We start from the raw sequence: 20,097 nt of genomic DNA on the forward strand, positions 1-20,097 counted from the left end.
TTCATGCAGCGCGGTTGAGGCGACGGTGGCGGTCGAGGAGGCTGACCAGCCCGAGAGACTGGAAGAAGCTGGCCCGGAAGGCGTTGTGCATGTGGCTGGCCCCGGCGTTCCACCAGGGGCCGCGTCCGTTGTAAGCGGACAGCCATGCCCGCGCCTCGTCGAGCCCCCGACGTATCAGGTGCATTGCTCGTGTCCTCGGCCGCTTCCACTGGCGCCAGACCAGGCAGCGCAGGCGCCGTCGGAGCCAGCCGTCCAGGTCCTCGAAGATGCCCTTGGCCTCGGCCAGCCGGAAGTAGGCGATCCAGCCGGTGAGCACCGGGGCGAGGTCTTCGATGGTGCGGCCGAGGCTGCGGCCCCGCCCCTGGCGCCACAGTGTCCGGAGCTTGGCCTTGAGCCGCGCCACGCTCGTCGGCGCCGCGCGCAGGCGCGGCGTCTGGTGGGCGGTCATGGCGAAGCCCAGGAAGGCGCGGTTCCAGGGACGGTCCACGGCGCTCTTGGCCCTGTTGACCGCCAGCCGCGGCCCCTCGTTCAGGAACCGGGTGATCGAGGCCATCACCCGCTCGCCGGCTTGCCGCGTCCGCACATAGATGTTGCAGTCGTCGGCGTACCGGCAGAAGGCGTGGCCCCGCCGTTCCAGTTCCTTGTCGAGGTCGTCGAGCAGGTAACAAAAAGGCGCCGTCCGCGGACGGCGCCTTTTTTCCATCGGAAGGCCGCGAAGCCTCAGCCCGGCCCGACCGGCAGGGCGACGAAGCGCAGGTCGCCGCCGCTTTCGACCAGCAGCAGCACCGACTTGCGGCCGCCGTTGCGGGCCTCGTCGATCTTCTTGGCGACATCGGCCGGGGCCGACACCTCGGCTTGGCCGACCTCGACGATCACGTCGCCGGGCTTCAGCCCCTTCTCCGCCGCCGGCGACCCGCCGGTGACGGCGGTGACCACCACGCCCTTCTGGTCGTCGGCCAGGGAGTACTGCTTCCTCAGCGCGTCGGTCAGCGCCGACAGGGTTACCCCGAGCGCGTCGAGCGCCTGCGGCTTGCTGCTGTCGGACTGGCTGTCCGTGGTCGAGGCCAGGAGGCCGGATTCCTCCGCCGCCTCCAGCTCGCCCAGCGTCACCGGCAGGTCCTTACTGGCGCCTTTGCGCCAGACCTGGACCGAGGTCTGCTTGTCGACCGGCGTGTCGGCGACCACCCGCGGCAGGCGCCGGCTTTCGGTGATCGGCTTGCCGTCGAACTGCAGGATGACGTCGCCGGTCTCGATCCCGGCCTTGGCCGCGGGCCCGCCCTCGGTGACCCCGGCCACCAGCGCGCCCTCCGGCTTCGCCAGGCCCAGGCTCTCCGCGATCTCCGGCGTCACCGACTGGATCCGGACGCCGAGCCAGCCGCGCTTGGTGCGGCCGAACTCGATGATCTGGTCGACCACGCCGCGGGCCAGCGACGACGGGATGGCGAAACCGATGCCGACCGACCCGCCCGAGGGCGAGTAGATCGCGGTGTTGATGCCGATCACCCGCCCGTCCATGTTGAACATCGGACCGCCGGAATTGCCGCGGTTGATGGACGCATCGGTCTGCAGGAAGTCATCGTAGGGCCCGGCGTTGATCTCACGCGACCGGGCCGAGATGATGCCGGCCGTGACGCTGCCGCCGAGGCCGAAGGGGTTGCCGATCGCCAGCACCCAGTCGCCGACCCGCATGGTGTCGCTGTCGCCGAAATCGACGAAGGGCAGCGGCTTGTCGGTCTCGACCTTCAGCACCGCCAGGTCGGTCTTGTCGTCGCGGCCGATCAGCTTGGCCTCGAGGCTGGTGTTGTCGTGGAGGACGACGGTGATCTCCTCGGCGCCCTCGATCACATGATAGTTGGTGACGATGAAGCCGTTGGCCCGGACGATGAAGCCGGAGCCGAGCGCCGTGGCGTTGCGCGGTCGCTGCGGCCGGTCGCCCTGGCCGCGGCGGTTGAAGAAGTCGCGGAAGAACTCGTCGAACGGCGATCCCGGCGGGAACTGCGGCATCTCCGGCAGGTCCTGGCCGTCCTGGACCTTCTGCGTGGTCGAGATGTTGACCACCGCCGGCACCAGCTTCTCGGCCAGGTCGGCGAAGCTGTCGGGCGCCGGCGCGGCGCGAGCCCCCACTGATGTCAGGGCGGCTGCCGCCATCAGCATGGCCGCTGCAACCAGCACCGTCGCGGCCCAGCGCAGCAGGGCGGTCTCTCCCACGGCGCGGGCGACGGCGACGGGGCCGGTCGGGCGGCGGGCAATCGGTCTGGTCACGAACGCTCTCCCTCGCTCAAAGCACGACGCCGGCCCCATTCGAGGCCGGCGTCGGTCATCATACACCCGATCGTGGCGAGAAACGGGCCTGCATCAGCCGGGGTTCCCCGGCGCCGCCGGCGCCGGCTGGGCCGGCGTCTCGGGCGCCGCCGGCGCGGGGGCCGGGGCCGAGTTGTTGCCCGAGCCCGGCGGGGTCTGCTGGGTCACCGCCGGCACCAGGCCGCGGCCGGTGGCGTCGTTGAAGTACTTGAAGAAATCGCCCTTCGGCGACAGCACCAGGGTGGTGCCGCTCGACCCCAGCGCGGTCTGATAGGCCTGCAGGCTGCGGTAGAAGGAGAAGAACTGCGGGTCGGCGCCATAGGCGTCGGCCTGCACCTTGATCGCGTCGGCATCGCCCTGGCCGCGCAGCTCCTGCGCCTGGCGCTCCGCCTCGGCCAGGAGGACGGTGCGGTCGCGGTCGGCGCTCGACTTGATCTGCGCCGAATACTCGGCGCCCTGGGCACGGTACTGCGCCGCCTCGCGCTCGCGCTCGGAGCGCATGCGGTCATAGACCGACTGCACCGTGCCTTCCGGCACGTCGGCGCGGACGATGCGGACGTCGACGATCTCGATGCCCAGCGGCTTGGCGTTGGCTTCGACCTGGTCCCGGATCGACCGCATGATCGGCCCGCGCTGCTCCGACAGCACGTCGAGCTGGTTGTAGTTGCCGAGCACGTTGCGCAGCGCGTTGTTGACGAAGCTGCTGATCCGGGTGCTGGCGGTGTTCTCGTTCCGCACCGACTGGAAGAACAGCAGCGGATCGGCAATGCGGTAGCGGGCGTAGCTGTCGACGTCGAGGCGGCGCTGGTCGGACAGGATCACCTGCTCGACCGGCGGGTCCACGTCCAGGACGCGCTTCTCGTAGAACTGGACGTTCTGGATCACCGGCAGCTTCAGCTTCAGCCCGGGCTCGGACTCGATCTTCACCACCTCGCCGAACTGCAGGACCAGCGCCTGCTCGTTCTGACCGACGGTGTAGAGGGAATCGGCCAGGACCAGGCCGGCGACGACGATGGCGGCACCGAGGGCGGCAAGCTTGGCATTCATCTCACTGCCCTCCCCGCGGCGTCTGAGCCGCCGGCGGGCGGCTGATCAGCTCGTTCAGCGGCAGGTAGGGCAGCACGCCCTGGCCGCCGACGGCGTCGTCGATCATGATCTTGTTCGAACCCTTCAGCACGCTTTCCAGGGTCTCCAGATAGAAGCGCTCGGCGGTGATCTCAGGCGCCGCCCGGTAGGATTGCAGCACCGAGGTGAAGCGCGCCGCGTCACCCTGGGCCTTGGCCACCACCTGCTCGCGATAGGCCTCGGCCTCCTGCACGATCCGCGCGGCATCGCCGCGGGCCCGCGGCACGATGTCGTTGCGATAGGTCTCGGCGTCGTTGCGCAGCCGGTCCTGGTCCTGGCGGGCGCGCTGCACGTCGTCGAAGGCGTCGATCACCTGCTGCGGCGGCGCCACCTTCTGCAGCTGCACCTGGTCGATCACCACGCCGGCGCCGAGCCGGCCCGGGGTGCCGTAGCTGTCGAGCGTCGCCTGCAGCAGGCGCCGGGCGTCCTGCTCGATCCGGCCGCGCGCCTCGTTCAGCGCCGGCTGGATCTCGGTGTGGCCGATCACCTCGCGCATCGCGCTCTCCGCCGCCACCTTCACGGTGGCGTCGGCGTTCTTGATGTTGAACAGGTAGGCGACCGGGTCGGAGATGCGCCAGAGCACGACGAAATCGATGTCGACGATGTTCTCGTCGCCGGTCAGCATCTGGCTCTCGTCCGGCACATCGCGGCCGGCCGCGCGGCCCTCGCCGCTGGTGAAGCCGATCTCGATCCGGTTCTGCGTCGTCACCGACGGCTTGGTCACCGTCTCGATCGGCGCCGGCAGGTGGTAACGCAGGCCGGGCTGCTCGGTCCGGACATAGGCGCCGAATCGCTGGACCACGCCCAGCTCGTCCGGCTGCACCCGGTAGATGCCGGTCAGGAGCCAACCGATGATGATGACGACGATGGCAATCAGGATGCCACGACCGCCGCCGAAGCCCTTGGGCATGACCTGGCGGAACCGGTCCTGGCCGCGGCGGATCATCTCCTCGATGTCGGCCTGGCTGGGCCCGCCGCCGCGCCCCCAGGGATTCTGTCCGCCGCCTTGCGGTGATCCGCCCCAGGGGCCGCCGCCACCACCACCGCCTTGATTACTCCACGGCATCCAGATCCCTTCCCCCGTCGACCGCCCTGTCATCCCGGGCGCCGGATGCTATATCTCGGCGCGACGGGCAGCAATTGTGGAGCCTGTCATATTGGACAAAGGGCAGGAAGTTCAACCATGGCGACAGGCCGGACGACGGTAACCGAGGCCGCAGTGCGCGAGGCGCTGGGCCGCGTACGGGACGAGGAACGCGGCGGCGACCTCGTCGGTCTCGGCATGATCTCGGGCCTCACCCTGCGCGACGGCCATGTGCTGTTCTCGATCGAGGTCGATCCGCAGCGCGGCCCGGCCCTGGAGCCGTTGCGCCAGGCGGCGGAGAAGGCCGTGGCGGTGGTCCCGGGCGTGCTCTCGGTCACCGCGGTCCTGACCGCCCATCGCGGCTCCGGCCCGGCGGCCCCGGCCTCCGCCGCGCCGGGCACAGCGCCCCGGCCGGCCGCTCCGGGTGGGGCACAAAGCCGCAAGCTGCCGGTGGCCGGGATCGGGTCGATCATCGCCGTCGCCTCGGGCAAGGGCGGCGTCGGCAAGTCGACCACCGCGGTCAACCTCGCCCTCGGCCTCGCGGCCCTCGGGCTGAAGGTCGGGCTGCTCGACGCCGACATCTACGGCCCGTCGATGCCGCGGATGACCGGGATCACCGGCAAGCCCAGCTCGCCCGACGGCAAGAGCCTGGACCCGAAGGAGAATTACGGGCTGAAGGTGATGTCGATCGGCTTCCTGATCGACGAGGAGACGCCGATGATCTGGCGCGGCCCGATGGTGCAGTCGGCGCTGTCGCAGATGCTGCGCGACGTCAACTGGGGCACGCTCGACGTGCTGGTGGTCGACATGCCGCCGGGCACAGGCGACGCCCAGCTGACCATGGCGCAGCAGGTGCCGCTGGCCGGCGCCGTGATCGTGTCGACGCCGCAGGACATCGCCCTGCTCGACGCCCGCAAGGGCCTGAACATGTTCCGCAAGGTCGATGTCCCGGTGCTCGGGATCATCGAGAACATGAGCTATTTCTGCTGCCCGAACTGCGGCCACCGCACCGACATCTTCAGCCATGGCGGGGCGCGGGCCGAGGCGGAGAAGCTGGGCTGCGACTTCCTCGGCGAGATCCCGCTCGACATCACCATCCGCGAGACCTCGGATTCCGGGCACCCGATCGTGGTCTCGGCGCCGGACAGCCCGCACGCCGAGGCCTATCGCGGGATAGCGGCGCGGGTGTGGGCCAAGCTGCGCTCCGGCGCCGGCCCGGCCGCCCCTCGGATCGTGATCGAGTGACCGCCACGGCGTCACCACCTCGCCACAAATCGATCCGATAACGAGCGCAATCGCGGCGCCGGGACGGACCCGGCGCCGGCCCTCGGAGTGGGAGAGTGATGCGACGTTTCTGCCGGATCGCGGTTCTCGCCGCGGCCGCAGCCGGGCTTCCGGCCGCGGTGCCGGCCCAGGCCTTGCCGGATTCGGTCGAGATCCAGAACCGGCGCAGCGCCACGATCGAGGATCTGCGCGTCTCGCCCGACTTCGAAAGCTCCTGGGGCTACAACCGGCTGCGCGCGGCACCGCTGGCACCCGGTGCCTCCGCCCGGATCCCGGTCGAGGACCTGCACGGCGGCTGCTATTTCGACGTCAAGGTGCGCCAGAACGACGGCGCCGAGGCGGAATACTGGAGCCTCAACCTGTGCAGCCGGCCCGTGATCGATCTGGACTGATCGAGCCGGCCGGTCAGGGGTTGCCGCCCGCCTGACGCCTCTGGTTCCAGAGGGGCATCGGGTCGGCCGGGGCCGAGGCGCGGATCGGCGGCGCGGCACCGGCGGGTGCGGCCTGGCCTTCCAGGAACTGGCGGATCGCCTCGATCCTGGCCGGCGGGGTCAGGATCTCGTTGCCGAGCGTCGGTAGCACGCCGTCACGGAAATCCGCGATCGCCTGCCGCTGCTGGTCCGTCCTTCCCAAGGCTTCGAGATCCGCCAAATATTGCCTCATCGCGGCCGCGCCGCCCTCGGGGAACAGGACGCCCTGGCCTTGCTCCCCGTGCCTCAGGAAGGAGTCCAGCCAACTCGGGACCGTAAGATACCGTTTGCCGCCGCCCTCTCCGCCATAGGTGTGGAGCACGTCCTCGCGTTCCCTCACGGCACGGGAGACTCCGCGCGGCGTCTCCTTCGACACGCCCGGCGGGTCGATCTTGACTTGGCCGCGGAACTCGAGCGAAGCGGCGACCGGAAGGAAGGGCAAGCTGAACGTCGGCAGCTTCAGGGACAGGGTGAAGCGCGTCGCCTCGGCCACGAAGGAAGCCATCGGTCCGGTCAGCCGGCGATACATGTTGACCTCGGACGGCACTCCTCGAACCAGCGGCGTCTTGTCCTCCTCCCTCGAGCGCGGCAGGGCCGTGTCGTCCCCCAGCAGCCTGTCCTGCTCGGCTGCGCTGATCCGGTCCCGGTAAGCTGCGTTGGAGAGCGCCCGATCGGGGTTGGGGACGTTGTCCCGCAGGCCGGGGATGCTCTCGGTCGGATACAGATCGTTGAAGATGAAATCGGCATTCGCCGCGTCGGGATGCCACCGGTAGTCCCTGCCGGTCAGCAGATCGGCATATTCCTCCGCATATTTGCCGGTGACCGCCGAGAGACGCATGCCGCTGGCACGGCCGGGCACGTAGGAGACGGCGGAGGCAGGATCGATCCGCTCATCGCCCACCAGGCCCCGGATGGTCGCGAGATCAGGCTCCGAATCCAGGAGAAGACGGCTGGTCTCGTCGTCCACCACGATCCTGGTCCGCATCGACAGCCGCTCATAGGTGGCCTGCATCTGATCCCAGGCCTGTCGCGACAGCACGGTGCCTTCCGGGATGGTGACCTTGATGTTGTCCTCCGGCCGCCGCTCGGCGCCCAGGAGCAGCAGCTGCTTCAACCCGGGGATGAAGTTCGTCCAGAAGCGCGGCCGGACGCCGAGCTTCTGCTCCTCCATCAGCTTGGTGAAGGTGATGCCGCCCTCCGGCACGGTCACGAAGGCGTCGACGGGGGCGTCGCGGCCGGCGACGGTGCCGAGCAGATCCATCTCGCCCGGATGGAGCGTCACCGTCTGCGCGTCGGGCAGCATGGCACCCCAGCTCAGCTCCATCACGCTGCCGGGCAGCTTCCCGCCGTCCGCATCGCGCGGCGCGCCGACGTCGCGCACGCCCTGCAGCGTCGGCATGAAATCCGCCGAGACCTGGGTCGGGTCGATCGCGAACAGCGCCTCCTGGCCCTGCTTCAGCACGGTCGATCCCTTGATCTGGAAGACGGTCTGGTTGGAGGTGGGCAGCAGCCCCGCCTCCTTGAGCGTGACGTTGCGGTATTCGTGCGGCCGCTGCGACACCGTCAGCTCACGGCCCAACGTCAGCCGCAGCGGCTTGGCGGACCCCATCACCAGGCTGTCGATGACGGACTGCCCGAGCGCCCTGACGTTCATCTTGGTGCTGATGGCCGCCCCGGCGGAGGCCAGGGTCGGCCGGCCGAACTGCGGCAAGTTCTCCTGCGTGGCCATGTCCGGGTTGCCGAGAATCCGGAACTGGGCACCGAGGCGGAACTCCGGGATCTTGCTCTGCCAGCCCCACGGCTTGGGGACGTCCCCTTCCTGCCGCATCCCGCCATTGGCCTGCAGCATGTCGCGGCGCGCAGCGATCCGGGCCATCATGTCGGGGTGCATGGCGACGTTCTGGACGGTGCCCGGCAGCGCCCCCATTGCCGCCGAGATCGCCTCGTTCCGGTTCATGTGGCGGCCTTCGGTCAGCTGCGCCACCAGCTCGGCACCGCCGAAGTTGCTGACCAGATCGTTGCCGAACTGGGCGGTCAGGCCCAGGCGCGACAGGCGCATGGATTGCGCTGCATTGGCAGCGTCGTCAGTGGCATTGACCACGTCGTCGGCCGCGTTGGCGACGTCGTCGGCGGCGTTGACCACATCGTCGGTTGCGTTGACGGCATCATCGGCCGTGCTGGCAGCCGGGCTGACCAGCCGGTGTACCGGGATGGCGCCCGCCACCGCCCCGGTGACCGGCGCGGTGGCGAGGTAGATCCCCTGAGTCTGGAGGGATCTCAGCATCTGCTGCCCACCCTCGCCGGTGAGCAGTTGGCCGTCGAAGGCCAGCCGGGTGGCATCGCTGGTGAGTTGGCCGGCGCCGTTCACCACCTGCCCCGTCGTGGCACCCGCGGCCGTGGCGACGGATCGCTGCGCCAGGTTCGGCAGCGCGGTGGCGCTGAGCCGCGCGCCCACGGCGGTCGAGACCTTCATCCCGGCCGCGGTGGCCCCGGCGGTCGTGATCGACGACAGGCCGTCGATCGCCGTGTCCTTCAGCATCGCCTTGGTGTGGTCCCAGGTGACCCCGGCACCGTCGCCCTTGCTGCCGTCGAGACCGACCGCATCCATGCCGAAGCCGATGATCGAGCTGTGGCCGTCGGCATACATGTCCTTGCCCTGGACCACGGCGCTGATGTCGCCGGCCGCGTCGATCAGCTCGTAGGTGCCGAATCCTGCGGCGAAGCCGGCCACGACATTGCCGCCGGTGGCCGCGGTGGTGACGATGCCGACCGTGGTCGCCGCGACCACCCGGCCGACCTCGCCGATCGTGTTCCAGGTCTCGTCGCTCTCCGCCATCGCATCGGCATGCTCCTTGAACTCCTCCTGGAAGTTCCCGAGGACGGCGTTCACCTTCTGCTCGTATTGGTCCTGCGGCAGGCCGGTGTCGTTCGCCTTCAGCTGCTTCAGGTCGTCGAGCTTGTCCTCGAGGAAGTCCTGGAACTCCTCGCCCGAGCTCTTGCCCGGCGTGATCCAGCCCCAGCCCTTGCGGACGAAGCTCTGGTCGTCGAGCTTGTCCTTGACCTGCTGCAGATTGGCCTCGACCGCGGAGATCTGCTGGTCGAGCGCCGTGTCCCGCGACTGCTGCTGGACCTCGCCGTCGACCTGGTCCAGCGCCTCCTTCGTCTCCAGCGACAGCCGGTCGGTGCCGACCGCCCAGCTGTTCAGGGCCTGCAGCTTGGCCTGCTGGTCGGCGGTGAGCTGGAGCTGGCCGTTGGCGTCGAGCTCGACGGTCTGGCGCAGCTCGCCGGCGATCGCCGACTGCACCGCGTCCCAGTTGCGCTGGCTGTCGGGCGCGCTCGTCCCGTGCTCGCGGTCATAGGCCAGCGCCGTGTCGATCACCGCTTCCGTCTGGGCGCTGACCGGCGACGCCCCGGGCTGGAAGTAGATGTCGCCGGGATTGATGTTGTTCGGGTCCGGGAACTGCCCGTTGTTGGCGACGCCGTCGGCCCCCACCAGCCGTATCAGCCCGTCGCCGGGTTGCACCTGGCCCGCCGTCTCGTAGCCATGCGATTCGGGCGGGCGCCCCTCGGCCGCCGCGCGGGCCTCCAGGGCCCGTTGCACCGCCGCCTGGAACTCGCGATCGGTGTTGGGCCGGACCGGGCTGGCGGGCCGTGGGTTGCGCTCGATCGGCTTCAGCATGTCTTCCCGCCGCCTTCGTGGACCGGTCGGGAAGCTTAGAAAAATTGCATGACGCCGTTATTTCATTTGTATGACAAAGAGGACGGAGCGCTCGAAATGGGATCTAAGTCCCACGAATCCTAAACGATCGAGATCTTCACCGAACCGTCATCTTCCCGAGGGGACCTGTCGCTTATGGTGCCGCCCCCGGGGTGGAGAGGATGGAGGCCGGAATGGCGATCGAGGTCGACAAGGACGGGCGCATGGTCAGGGTCCAGGACGGCGTCACGACCTATGTGCCCACCGGGCAGCAGCAGCAGTGGCAGGCCGCCGTCCAGCAAGCGATGCAGCGGAACGGCATCGATGCGGACGAGGCCTCGAACATGCGGTTCCTGATCGCCGAGCAGGGCGATTCGCAATGGTCGATGGCGGAGCAGGTCGGCTCCCCATGGACCGAGATGGTCGACCACAACAACTTCGCCAACGACGACCTGATCCAGATCGGCGAGGCCGTGGCGGTGCCCGCCCCCACGCCGGAAGGGGCCGGGGCCCTGGGCCCCGAGGGCCGGGACGCCTTCGCCCAGAGCATCGAGACCCGCGCCAACCACGCCGCCAATGCGGATTCCGGCACCGCCACCCAGCAATGGGACGGGATCAACGCCGATATCCGGACCTATCTCAACTCGGTACCGCAGGACGATTTCGTCCAGGCGACGTTCGACCTGGTCGGCTACGACTATGCCGCCGAGGGCTCAGCCCATGCGCGCAGCTTCGTGATCAACAACGCGCTCGACGCGCTGGGCGACGACAAGGGCGCGCAGCAGCAGATGGTCGACCAGCTGCTCGGCCAGGATTGGCCCGTCAACGGCGACGACATCAAGGCCGACGTCACCCAGATCGCGCAGGAGCGCGGGCTGACCGCCGCCGACACCCAGGCCCCCGCCGATCAGCAGACCGATCCGGGGCTGAGCGCGATTCAGTCGGCTGCCGACAGCGGGGATCGCGCCCAGGTCCGGGCGCAGATCTGGAACTACGTCGGCCAGGTGACCGGTGCCGACAACAGCGCCAAGTTCCAGGCGATCACGGGGCACGACTGGGGCGCCGCCTCCGGCTTGGTCATGGAGGAGCTGTACAACACGGTCGTGCAGAACGTGAACGACCCGGTGCCGGCCTACACCAATCCGGGGGCGGAGAGCCCCATCCCCGGCAACACCCGCCAGTACCTCAAGAACTACCTCGCCGCCCTGCCCGCGGTCTGCACCGACCTGCCCGAGGACCAGCGCCAGTATCTCGAGCGCGACAAGGTGGCCGACAGGCTGTCGGGGCAGGAGTGGGAGAACAACGACGCCACCAGGCCGCTGGTCACGCAGGTACGGAACGAGCTCGGCATTCCGGAATGATCAGCCGGCCTCACGCCGGTCGGCGCCGGCGTCAGGCCGGCCGTCCCAGCACCGCCATCAGCTCGCGCCATTCGCGCGGGCTGAGGCCGCTCTCCGGCTGGGCCACCGTCTCCCCCGCCAGCATCCGGCGCAGCACGTCGAGGCCGGGCGCCGAGATCGTCGCCGCGTTCATGCGGTAGTCGCGGAACGCCCGGGCGGCCAGTGGCACCCAGCGTTCCATCGCATCCAGCATCACATCGGCATAGGCCCGGATCTCGTACTGGGCATGGGGGTCGGCCCGCAGCCTCAGGAAGTGCATGAGGTTGTGCAGGTCGGTCTTCCAGTACCACTGGGTGTAGGTGTTGAGCGTCAGGTTCATCCGCGCCAGCTCGCGCGCCAGGCCCTGGCGGGACGGATCGACGGGGTCGGCCCCGTCGATCTCCTCGTTCAGCATCCAGGCGTAGTCGCGCCAGCAGCGCTCGGCATCCTCGCGCAGCAGGTCCAGCACCCGCGACGCCTCCTCCCCCTCCAGCACCTCGGCGCGGCCCTGGCGGTTGCTGCCGGACTGCGCCGCCAGATGCTCCGGCGCCGGCAGGTAGAACTCCCGGTCCAGGATCGAGTAGCGGGCGGAGTACTCGTTCACATTGGCGGTGCGGTGCCGGATCCACTGCCGGGCCACGAAGATCGGCAGCTTCACGTGGTACTTGATCTCGCACATCTCGAAAGGAGTGGTGTGCCAATGCCGCATCAGGTAGCGGATCAGCCCCTCGTCCTCCGACACCTTCTTGGTGCCGCGGCCGTAGGAGACGCGGGCCGCCTGCACCACCGCCGAATCATCGCCCATGTAGTCGATCACGCGCACGAAGCCGTGGTCGAGCACGGGCAGCGGCTCGAACAGGATCTCCTCCAGCGCCGGCACGGTGGCGCGGCGGGTGGCGAAGGTGGCCGAGCGGATCTGGTCCAGCTCGGCACGCTGGTCGGCGGTGATCGTCATGGGTCAGGCTTCTGTCACGGAATTGCTAGATAGTGTAGCCGTGCCAGGCCCTGGGGCCAAGGGCTGGTGCGGCCATGGCAGAAAAAGCCGCCACCACGCACATAAGTTTAAGATGATTTCTTCGCAGAACGGCCGCATTTCCCAGCTATGTTCATGCTTTCCCATTTCCATTGCAGGATATTTTCGTCATGCCGGCTCCGACCGATCCGCTTTACGCCCAGCAATGGCATCTCACCGGCGCATGGGGCATCAACCTCGGTAATCTCTGGGACGAATATACCGGCGTCGGCGTGGTCGTCGCCGTGCACGACCAGGGCATCGATTTCGCCCATCCCGACCTGAACGAGAACATCGACACCGCCCACAGCTTCAATGCCTCGACCGGCGGGGCGGGGGGCGCGCCCATGACCGCGGATGACAACCACGGCACCGCCGTGGCCGGCATCATCGCCGCCGAGCGCAACGGCTCGGGAGTCGTCGGCATCGCCTATGGCGCCACGCTGCAGTCCTACTACGACCCGCTGTTCTTCAACACGCTGCAGACCGCGGCGGCGAACGCGCGCAACCAGGCCGCGGCCCAGGCGGACGTGCTGAACAACAGCTGGGGCTTCGGCAACGCCTTCGCCAACGATCCGAACTCCGCCTTCCTCGACAATTTCAGCAGCGCCACATGGGCCGCCGCCCGAACGGCCACCATCAACGCCGCCGAAAACGGCCGTGACGGGCTCGGCACGATCATCGTCCAGTCCGCCGGCAACCTCTACGCGGGTGGCGACGACACCAACCTGCACAGCTTCCAGAACAACCGCTGGACCGTCACCGTCGGTGCCACCAACCAGGACGGCACCATCGCCGACTATTCGACGCCGGGCGCCTCGATCCTGGTCGGGGCGCCGGGCAGCCCGAGCGCGGGCACCATCGTCACCACCGACCGGGTCGGCGGCAACGGCTATGCCGCGGGCGACTACACCAACAGCTTCAACGGCACCTCGGCCGCGGCGCCGATGGTCTCCGGCGTCGTCGCCCTGATGCTCGACGCCAATCCGAATCTCGGCTGGCGCGACGTGCAGGAGATCCTGGCCTATACCGCCCGCTCCGCCGCCCCGGGCGCGACCAGCGACCAGACCAACGGCGCCACCAACTGGAACGGCGGCGGGCTGACGGTCAACCACGACATCGGCTTCGGCCTGGTCGACGCCCATGCCGCGGTGCGCCTGGCCGAAAGCTGGAGCGGCACCGCGCACACCAGCGCCAACGAGACCAGCGTCTCCGCCTCGGCCTCGCCCGGCCTCGCCATCCCGGATGACGATGAAGGCGGCGTGACCACCAGCCTGACCATCGGCACCGGCATCGAGATCGATAGGGTCGAGGTGACGCTGAACATCAGCCACACCTGGATCGGCGATCTGCAGATCGTCCTGACGTCGCCCGACGGCACCGACAGCATCCTTCTGAATCGCCCCGGGCTGAGCGAAGACGCCGCCAACGGGTCCAGCCAGGACAACATCGCCTTCACATTCGGCACCGTCCAGGACTGGGGCGAAAGCGGCCAGGGGGCCTGGACGCTGACCATCCGCGACCTCGTCAGCGGCGACGTCGGGATCCTGAATTCCTGGAGCCTGCGTCTCTACGGCGATGCCGCCGGCGCGAACGACACCTACGTCTATACCGACGAGTTCGCCACCGTCGGCGCCGATGCCGCGCGTCGGACCCTGGCCGATGGCGGCGGGGTGGACACCATCAACGGGGCAGCCCTGACCGGCGCCGCGCTGATCGATCTCCTCGACGGGACCGCCACCATCGCGGGCCGCGTCATCGCTTTTGCCGCCGGCACGGCCATCGAGAATGCGATCAGCGGCGACGGCAACGACCAGCTCACCGGCAGCGCGGCCGGCAACGAGCTGACCGGGGGACGTGGCAACGACCTGCTTCGCGGCGGCGCGGGAGCCGATGTGCTTCGCGGCGGCGCCGGCAGCGACACCGCCAACTATGCCGACAGCGCGGTCGGGGTCACGGTCAACCTTGCCACCGGCCTCGGCAGCACCGGTACGGCCTTCCAGGACAGGCTGGGCGGGATCGAGAATCTCGTCGGCAGCGCCCATGGCGACAATCTCGTCGGCAACTCGCTGGCCAATACGCTGCGGGGCGAGAACGGCAACGACGTGCTCACCGGGGGCGTCGGCCGTGACGAGCTGACCGGCGGGGCCGGGGCCGACCGATTCGTCTATACCAGCCTGGTGCAGAGCCCGGTCGGGGTGGCCGGCGCCGATCTGATCACCGATTTCAGCCGTGCCCAGGGCGACAGGATCGACCTGTCGGCGCTCGACGCCAACACCGGCACCGCCGGCAACCAGGCCTTCGGCTTCATCGGCACGGCCGCGTACGGCCACCATGCCGGCGAGCTGCGCTATGTCGCGCGCGACGGCGTCACCACCATCGCCGGCGACATCAACGGCGACGGCGTGTCCGACTTCCAGATCCGCCTGACCGGAACGATCGGGCTGATCGCTGCCGACTTCGTGCTGTGACCGGCCTCTCGCCCCTTCCATCCGCGGCCGCAAATCCCTATCTTAGGGATGTCGGGCAACCGACTATGACGATAAACGCCTTTTGGAATAGACGCTGCGGACCCGGGGGCGGTACCCGGCGCCTCCACCAGATCTCCGGTGTTGGACGGAGTGCGGGGGCGAAACAGGATCGACGCGTGTAGTAAAGGGAAGGTTTTCGTCCGGCATGGTTCCGCCGTTATCGGGCCATTGCAATAGTTGCCAACGACAACTTTGCTGAGGTTCGCGCGGCTGCGTAAGCAGCTAAGCGTCCTCTCTCAATCCCTCGGCGGTTAGCCCCGTCGAGGTGGGGTCAGGGGCACCCAGCAACAGAACGCCCCGCTTCATCCCCGAATCTCGGCCCGGAATGTCGGACATGAGCGGCTGTCTGCCGCGCGTCTCCCTTTTCATCCCGCCGGCCCCGGTCTAGTGTGATCGGATGGACGACGAACTTCGATATGACCGCATGGTCGAATCCGCCCTCAGGGGCGTGGTCAGGGAAGCTTTGGCCAGCGTGGCCGAGAAGGGGCTGCCGGGTGATCATCATTTCTACCTGACCTTTGTGACCAATCATAAGGGGGTCGCGATTCCGGAGTACCTGCGGCAGAAATACCCGCAGGAGATGACCATCGTCCTGCAGCACCAGTTCTTCGGGCTCGAGGTCTGCGAGGACCGGTTCTCGGTCTCGCTCAGCTTCTCCAGCAAGACCGAGCGCCTGGTGATCCCGCTGGCCGCGATCACCACCTTCGCCGACCCGTCGGTCAATTTCGCCCTGCAGTTCCAATCCGCCAAGGAAGGCGCGGAGGACGAGGAGTCCGAAGCTGCCGAGGCCCCGGACGCGCCGGACGAAACCGCCGCCAAGGCCCCGGCCGGGGCCGCGCCGGCCGACGGCGCCAAGGTCGTGGCGCTGGACGCGTTCCGGAAGAAGTAGACGGATCACCCGTAGGTTGGGTTCGCGTCGCGAACCCAACATCTCACCACAATCCCCTCTGTTGGGTTCGCCTGCCGCGAACCCAACCTACGGCGTTACGGCGCCGCCGCTCCCCGCCCCTCGCGCAGCCGGGCAGCCAGCCGGAACGGCGCCTCGGCCAGGTCGCCGAGCCGCTTCAGCCCGGAGATCTGGCGGCCGAAGGCCAGCACCTCGCCGATCCGGCGCTCGAGGAAGGCGCGCGTGATCTCCTGCCCCTCCGACCGGTCGTCGAGCCAGACCAGCAGGGTCGAGGCGTAGACCCCGGCCAGCAGCCCGCGCTTGGAGTAGTAGTTGATGTCGGTCGAGCGGTCGCCCGCCGCCCGCCACATCGCGTCGACGGTGCGGTGCAACTGGCGCAGGGCCCGGCGCGACAGCGGGCGCAGCGCCCGCCGCGCCAGGTCGCGGCGGATCGCGTCGCGGTACGGCAGCAGGATATCGAGCCGCGCCAGCACCGCCTGGGCGATCTTCTCGCGCACCCGCAGGCTCTCGAAGGCCTCGCCCTCCTCCGCCAGCCGCTCCAGCATCGCCCGGTCGGCCCAGCCGTGCAGATGGTCCGCCAGCTCCGCGATCCCGCCCGGGATCAGGACGGCGACGTCGTCGAGGCCGAACCCCGCATCCTCGGCACCCAGGCGCAGCGCCTGCCGGGTCCAGCCATCGAAGGCGACATGCGGCAGCACCGCCAGCAGCAGGGCGTCGCGCTCCGCCGTCCGGTCGCTGGTCATCGGGTCGGTCATGATTGCTTCCCTCAAGCTCTGTCGGCGAGATGGCGGGCCTCGGCGTCGACCGCGAGATCATTCAGGTCGCGCAGCCGATCGAGATACAGCACGCCGTCGAGATGATCGACCTCATGCTGCACCACGCGGGCGTGCAGCCCCTCGGCCTCGCATTCGATCGGCTTGCCGTCGAGGCCGAGGCCGCGATAGCCGATCCGGCGCCAGCGGGGCACCAGCCCCCGGAAGCCCGGGATCGACAGGCAGCCCTCCATGCCGAGCGCCTTGTCGTCGCCCAGCGGCACGATCTCCGGATTGATCAGCACGGTCGGTCCTTCCGGCGCCGGCGGCTCGCCCTCCTCCTGCCGTCCGGGCGGCACCTCGAACACGATCAGCCGCAGCGGACGGTATATCTGCGGCGCCGCCAGGCCGATGCCCGGCGCATCCCGCATGGTCTCGATCATGTCGGCGGCCAGCCGGGCGATCTCCGGGTCGCCCGGATCCGCCACCGGGTCGGCGATTCGGCGCAGCACGGGATGGCCCATGCCGACGATCTTCAACAGAGTCACGATCCCGTCTCCCGGCAGATGGCCAAATCTGATTTGCCCTGACTTGGCAAGAAAAAAGTCGCGTGATACAAGACACGCCCCAGTGAGACCTGCACCGGGATCCCCGGCTGTGAAAGGAGCGATGGCAGAACGTGCAAGTCCATGTCCGTGACAACAACGTCGACCAGGCGCTGCGTGCGCTGAAGAAGAAGATGCAGCGCGAAGGCATCTTCCGGGAGATGAAGCTTCGTCGCAACTATGAGAAGCCGTCCGAGAAGCGCGCCCGCGAGCAGGCCGAGGCCGTGCGCCGCGCCCGCAAGATGCTGCGCAAGCGGCTCGAGCGCGAAGGCTTCTGACGGCACCTGGACCGCGGCCCGCCGCGGACGACAGAACGGATGGACCACACCGCCGGAGGCAATGCCTCGCGGCGGTTTTGTCATTGGCGGCGCATGAGTGCCGCCCTTTCACCGCGCCCGCCACGGGCCGAGCCGAGGTTACGGCACCGGAACCAGCTTGAAATCCACCGGCTTCCCGACCGGGACCGTCGCGTCGGGATCCAGCTTGCCCGTCAAGATGTCGCGGCGGAACACGGAAAAGCCGTCGCTGTCCTGGTTGCCGACGATCAGCCACCGGCCGCTCGGATCGATCAGGAATTCGCGCGGCGTCCTGCCGAGGCTCGGCTGGCGGCCGACCAGCCTCAGGCGCCCGCTGTCGGCGTCCACCGCATAGATCACGATCTCGTTCGCGTCGCCGCGATTGCTCGCATACAGGAACCGGCCGTCCGGCGACAGATGGAGAGCCGCGGCGCCCACCTTGCCCTTGAAGCCGGGTTCCGACATCGGCACGGTCTCGATATGCGCGAGGCGCCCGTCGCGATAGCCGTATACGCCGATTGACGCGTTCAGCTCGTTCGTCACATAGGCGAAGCGGCCGTTCGCGCTGAACACCAGATGGCGCGGGCCGGACCCCGCCGGCACCGGCGTATCGCGCGGATCGGCGGGAGTGAAGATCCGGCGGCCGCCATCCGGCGTGTAGCGGTACTCGAAGATCCGGTCCGCACCGAGATCCTGCACGAACAGGTACCGGCCGTCGGGCGAGAACACGGTCGAGTGCACATGCGCCCCGTCCTGCCGCCCCCTCACCGGGCCCGTGCCCTGGTGATGGACGGTCTGCACGGCAGCGCCGACCCGGCCGTCGGCCGCGAGCGGAAACACCGAGAAGCTGCCGCCGGGGTCCGAGGCGACCGAGTAGTTCGCGGCGACGAGATATCTGCCGTCGGGCGAGAGGCTCAGATAGCAGGGGTCGTTTCCTTCCGCCGACACGCGGTTCAGGAAGGTCAGCGTGCCCGTCTCCGCGTCGAATCCGAACGCGCTGATGCCGCCACGCCGGCTCGCAGGGCCGCTGTCGCCCGGCAGCTCGTTGACGGCGTAGACGATGCGGCCGTCCCGGCTCGGCACGAGATAGGACGGGTTCTCCGTCTTCGCCGACGAGACCGGCGTGACGCTGCCGGCGCTGCTGTCGAAGCGATAGACGTGGATGCCCTCGCTGCCGCCGCCCGTGTAGGTGCCGACGAGCAGGTTGTAGACGCCGCCGCCGGCGGGCGCGCCCGGTCCCTGAGTGCATGCGTTCACGGCGACAACCGACAGGATGAGGGAGAATCGCTTGATCCAGCGGCCCAGCTTAGGCGGAAACGGGCGCAGGTCGCCTGCGGATTGTGGAATGCGGTCGCGTTCGGACGTCATTCGGGCTGTCTCCTCTCCGGTTGGAGTGTCTCCGCGAAGATAGATGCTGCCGGCGTTTCGACCTGCGCCAGCACACATGATGTCATTCTCCGCACGGCTGATGTAGGAATCGTGCAGGCGCCGCCCGCAGGGCGGCCGCCGACAACGAAACCCGGGGGAAACATGCTCATCGGCGTGCCGAAGGAAATCAAAACCCACGAGTACCGTGTCGGCCTGACCCCGAGCTCCGTCCGCGAGCTGGTCCATCACGGTCACAGCGTCATCGTCGAAACCGGTGCCGGCGCCGGGATCGATTTCGGCGACGACCGGTACCGCGCCGCGGGGGCGGAGATCGTGCCCTCCGCCCAGGAGATCTTCGACCGCGCCGACATGGTGGTGAAGGTCAAGGAGCCGCAGCCGGACGAGTGCCGCATGCTGCGCCGTGGCCAAGTGCTGTTCACCTATCTGCATCTGGCGCCCGACCCGCGCCAGACCGAGCTCTTGATGAAGTCGGGCTCGGTGGCCATCGCCTACGAGACCGTCACCGATTCCCGCGGCGGCCTGCCGCTGCTGGCGCCGATGAGCGAGGTGGCCGGCCGCATGTCGATCCAGTGCGGCGCCCATTGCCTGGAGAAGATCCAGGGCGGCCGCGGCATGCTGCTGGGCGGCGTGCCCGGCGTGCCGGCGGCCAAGGTCGTCGTGCTGGGCGGCGGCGTGGTCGGCACCAATGCCGCGCGCATGGCGATGGGCCTGGAGGCCAGCGTCACCGTGATCGACAAGTCGCTGCAGCGGCTGAAGGAGCTGGACCTGCAGTTCGGGGCGGAGCTGAACACGGTCTACTCCACCGTCGACGCGATCGAGGAATACGTCACCGGGGCCGACCTGGTGATCGGCGCGGTGCTGGTGCCGGGCGCGGCGGCGCCGCGGCTGGTGACGCGCGCCATGATCGCGAAGATGAAGCCCGGCTCGGTCGTGGTCGACGTCGCCATCGACCAGGGCGGCTGCTTCGAGACCTCGAAGCCGACCACCCATGACGACCCGACCTATGTGGTCGACGGCGTGGTGCATTACTGCGTCGCCAACATGCCGGGCGGCGTGGCGCGGACCTCGACCGTGGCGCTGAACAACGCCACCCTGCCCTTCGCCCTGGCGCTGGCCGACAAGGGCTATCGCCGCGCCTGCCTCGACGACCCGCATCTGCGCGAGGGGCTGAACGTCCATTCCGGCCAGATCACCAACAAACCGGTGGCCGAGGCGCTGGGCCTGAACTACGTGCCGACCGAGGTGGTGCTGCGCACCGCGTGAAG

At 68.9% G+C, this 20,097-nt stretch carries 16 protein-coding genes and 1 other RNA gene; 8 read left to right on the forward strand and 9 right to left on the reverse strand.

Translation table 11 applies throughout. The annotated features are described in order from the left end of the window. Window position 1 precedes the first annotated feature (1 nt). From ACFW16_RS12875 to hflK, 4 genes are all read right to left on the reverse strand, one after another. Window positions 2-703: a group II intron maturase-specific domain-containing protein gene (locus ACFW16_RS12875; protein ID WP_380305438.1), complete on the reverse strand. Its 702-nt coding sequence runs from the start codon at window positions 701-703 to the stop codon at window positions 2-4. A 17-nt stretch (window positions 704-720) separates the two neighbouring features. Then, entirely contained in the window at window positions 721-2,262 is a 1,542-nt protein-coding gene (locus ACFW16_RS12880; protein ID WP_380305440.1) for a DegQ family serine endoprotease, read from the reverse strand. A 93-nt stretch (window positions 2,263-2,355) separates the two neighbouring features. Then, complete coding sequence (gene hflC, locus ACFW16_RS12885; protein ID WP_380305442.1) at window positions 2,356-3,348, reverse strand: protease modulator HflC; 993 nt, start codon at window positions 3,346-3,348, stop codon at window positions 2,356-2,358. A 1-nt stretch (window position 3,349) separates the two neighbouring features. Then, window positions 3,350-4,492, reverse strand: coding sequence for an FtsH protease activity modulator HflK (gene hflK / locus ACFW16_RS12890; RefSeq protein WP_380305444.1), 1,143 nt, complete (start codon window positions 4,490-4,492; stop codon window positions 3,350-3,352). 117 nt (window positions 4,493-4,609) lie between these two features. Here hflK and apbC point away from each other — a divergent pair, with 117 nt between their 5' ends. Continuing rightward, window positions 4,610-5,755 (forward strand): iron-sulfur cluster carrier protein ApbC, encoded by a 1,146-nt coding sequence (apbC, locus tag ACFW16_RS12895; RefSeq protein ID WP_380305446.1) that lies wholly within the window; start codon window positions 4,610-4,612, stop codon window positions 5,753-5,755. A 98-nt stretch (window positions 5,756-5,853) separates the two neighbouring features. Beyond that, the gene (locus tag ACFW16_RS12900) at window positions 5,854-6,186 is read left to right on the forward strand and encodes a hypothetical protein (protein WP_380305448.1); all 333 of its coding nucleotides are present in this window, start codon (window positions 5,854-5,856) and stop codon (window positions 6,184-6,186) included. 13 nt (window positions 6,187-6,199) lie between these two features. Here the strand turns inward: ACFW16_RS12900 and ACFW16_RS12905 are convergent, their stop codons facing one another. After that, window positions 6,200-9,943, reverse strand: a complete 3,744-nt coding sequence (locus tag ACFW16_RS12905; protein ID WP_380305450.1) for a hypothetical protein — start codon at window positions 9,941-9,943, stop codon at window positions 6,200-6,202. A 212-nt stretch (window positions 9,944-10,155) separates the two neighbouring features. Here ACFW16_RS12905 and ACFW16_RS12910 point away from each other — a divergent pair, with 212 nt between their 5' ends. Continuing rightward, entirely contained in the window at window positions 10,156-11,322 is a 1,167-nt protein-coding gene (locus ACFW16_RS12910; RefSeq protein WP_380305452.1) for a hypothetical protein, read from the forward strand. A 31-nt stretch (window positions 11,323-11,353) separates the two neighbouring features. On the opposite strand, the gene thyX is transcribed toward ACFW16_RS12910, so the two are convergent. Beyond that, window positions 11,354-12,295, reverse strand: coding sequence for an FAD-dependent thymidylate synthase (gene thyX, locus ACFW16_RS12915; RefSeq protein WP_380305454.1), 942 nt, complete (start codon window positions 12,293-12,295; stop codon window positions 11,354-11,356). Window positions 12,296-12,483: 188 nt separating this feature from the next. On the opposite strand from thyX, the gene ACFW16_RS12920 reads away from it, so the two are divergent. From ACFW16_RS12920 to ACFW16_RS12930, 3 genes are all read left to right on the forward strand, one after another. Beyond that, window positions 12,484-14,823 (forward strand): S8 family serine peptidase, encoded by a 2,340-nt coding sequence (locus ACFW16_RS12920; protein ID WP_380305456.1) that lies wholly within the window; start codon window positions 12,484-12,486, stop codon window positions 14,821-14,823. 11 nt (window positions 14,824-14,834) lie between these two features. After that, window positions 14,835-15,185: a transfer-messenger RNA gene (gene ssrA, locus ACFW16_RS12925) on the forward strand. Between the two features lie 122 nt (window positions 15,186-15,307). After that, window positions 15,308-15,772, forward strand: coding sequence for an SspB family protein (locus tag ACFW16_RS12930; protein WP_380305458.1), 465 nt, complete (start codon window positions 15,308-15,310; stop codon window positions 15,770-15,772). A 95-nt stretch (window positions 15,773-15,867) separates the two neighbouring features. Here ACFW16_RS12930 and ACFW16_RS12935 read toward each other — a convergent pair whose 3' ends face one another. Together ACFW16_RS12935 and def are read right to left on the reverse strand one after the other, a co-directional pair. Continuing rightward, window positions 15,868-16,545, reverse strand: coding sequence for a COQ9 family protein (locus ACFW16_RS12935; protein WP_380305460.1), 678 nt, complete (start codon window positions 16,543-16,545; stop codon window positions 15,868-15,870). Between the two features lie 11 nt (window positions 16,546-16,556). Then, a complete protein-coding gene (def, locus tag ACFW16_RS12940; RefSeq protein WP_380305462.1) occupies window positions 16,557-17,090 on the reverse strand; it encodes a peptide deformylase in 534 nt (177 codons plus the stop codon). Between the two features lie 131 nt (window positions 17,091-17,221). On the opposite strand from def, the gene rpsU reads away from it, so the two are divergent. Beyond that, window positions 17,222-17,425, forward strand: a complete 204-nt coding sequence (rpsU, locus tag ACFW16_RS12945; protein ID WP_026873525.1) for a 30S ribosomal protein S21 — start codon at window positions 17,222-17,224, stop codon at window positions 17,423-17,425. A gap of 138 nt (window positions 17,426-17,563) precedes the next feature. On the opposite strand, the gene ACFW16_RS12950 is transcribed toward rpsU, so the two are convergent. Then, a complete protein-coding gene (locus ACFW16_RS12950; protein ID WP_380305465.1) occupies window positions 17,564-18,811 on the reverse strand; it encodes a lactonase family protein in 1,248 nt (415 codons plus the stop codon). A gap of 162 nt (window positions 18,812-18,973) precedes the next feature. Between ACFW16_RS12950 and ald the strand changes: the two genes are divergently transcribed. After that, the gene (gene ald / locus ACFW16_RS12955) at window positions 18,974-20,095 is read left to right on the forward strand and encodes an alanine dehydrogenase (protein WP_380305467.1); all 1,122 of its coding nucleotides are present in this window, start codon (window positions 18,974-18,976) and stop codon (window positions 20,093-20,095) included. Window positions 20,096-20,097: the final 2 nt, after the last annotated feature.

It is taken from the genome of Inquilinus sp. NPDC058860, assembly GCF_042743185.1.
Lineage (GTDB): Bacteria > Pseudomonadota > Alphaproteobacteria > DSM-16000 > Inquilinaceae > Inquilinus.